The organism is Methylobacterium sp. E-041, assembly GCF_022829665.1.
Classification (GTDB): Bacteria; Pseudomonadota; Alphaproteobacteria; order Rhizobiales; family Beijerinckiaceae; genus Methylobacterium.
On the sequence record NZ_JAKSYQ010000006.1, the window covers coordinates 1 to 1,519 of the forward strand.

General features: G+C 63.9%; 2 protein-coding genes and 1 pseudogene. All 3 read right to left on the reverse strand.

The annotated features are described in order from the left end of the window. Positions 1–105, reverse strand: a pseudogene (locus MKK70_RS00075) (GlsB/YeaQ/YmgE family stress response membrane protein); the annotation flags it as partial. Positions 106–213: 108 nt separating this feature from the next. Then, positions 214–396 (reverse strand): hypothetical protein, encoded by a 183-nt coding sequence (locus MKK70_RS00080; protein ID WP_243945255.1) that lies wholly within the window; start codon positions 394–396, stop codon positions 214–216. 162 nt (positions 397–558) lie between these two features. Next, on the reverse strand, positions 559–1,519 hold a 961-nt coding region (locus tag MKK70_RS00085), incomplete at its 5' end, for a helix-turn-helix transcriptional regulator (protein WP_243945257.1).

A 1,519-nucleotide genomic window follows, 5' to 3' on the forward strand; every position in this document is an offset into this window, starting at 1 on the left:
GCCGAGCAGGATGTCGACGACGAGCCCCTGACCGGTGTTGTTGACGATCTTGCTGCCGATGAAGCCGGCGATCAGGCCGAGCACGATCCAGGCGAGGAGCGACATGGTCCAGTTCCACTTCGTAAGGGGTGGGTCGGGGGCGTGCGGCTGCGGGCTCGCCGACGGCAAGCGGACGCTGTGGTTGCGACCCGCGTGTTCGCTCACGACCCGGCATCACCTGCGGGTCGTGCGCTTTGGTCTTGGCTTGGGGTTCGACGTGTCGTGGGCAGCTTCAATGGCGGCGATCTCGGCGGCGGCTTCCACCTGGATCGCGTGGTTACCCTCGATGATGCCGATGGCTTCCTTGATCAGTGCCCGGATATGGTCGGGAGAGAGCACCTTCCGACGCCCGGCCACGCGGATCTCCTCATATCAACCCAGGGGGATGATCTTCCGAGATGCCCGCATGAGCAGAGCTACCACTGCGTAATAAGGAATTCTACTCGAAGTTCCGACGATTTACATAAAGTACATTTGTACCAAACCGACTTGGTAGTTCCGTCACGGTTTTCTTCCGCCTTAGCGTAGGTGCCGGGTGTTCGGGCCGATCCCACGCTCTTGCGCCCACACCACCACGGCGCTGCGGCGGTTGACCCCGAGCTTGCGATAGAGCGCCGAGACGTGATTGCGCACCGTATTCGGCGACAGCTTCAGCTCGGCCCCGATCTCCTGATCGGTGGCCCCCTGACAGATCCGCGTGAGCATGTCCCGCTCCCGAATCGTCAAGTTCTCGACCCCGACCGACGGCCGGCCGGAACGGGTCGGGTTGCGTAGGGTCGCCAGCTTGTCGATCACCCCATGGCTGAACCACGACGCGTCAGCCATCACCGCCTCGATCGCGGTGATCAGTTCGCGTTCCGAGCGCTTGCGGGCGGTAATGTCCTGCAGGACGCATAGCACGCAGGCCTCGTTGTTGATGATCACCCGCTCGGCCGAGATCAGGCAGTCAATCTCGGCGCCGGCCGCATCCTGCAACACAGCCTCGAAGCCTCGGACGCTGCCGAGCCGCTTGAGATCGCGTGAGAACTTGCGCTGCTCGGCGCGATCGACCCAGAGCGCAAGGTCCGTGAGCGATTGGCCATCCGCGGCCTCGGGGGCATGCCCGAACGCGGTGACGAAGGCTTGGTTGACGCTGGTAATCTCCAATCCGTCCGCACTCATCAGCGCGCTCGGCACGGGCGAGAGATCGAACGCCTTGGCGAAGCGCTCCTCGCTGTGGCGCAGCGACATCTCGGCTTTACGGCGATCCTCTAGGTCAGCGAAGGTGAACAGCATGCACAGCTCGATGCCGCCCGGGCCCGGCATCTCGATGGCGTGTCCGGCCACGATCACATAGCGGCCCTTCCCGCAAGGCGTGGCAAGTTGCGCCTCCATCTGCGGAATCGTGTGGCCCGCGTGCAGGCGATGGATCGCCATCACGCGACGCTCGGCCTCGCGCAGCAGATCGATTTCGCAGAAGGTCCGACCGAGCACGTCATCA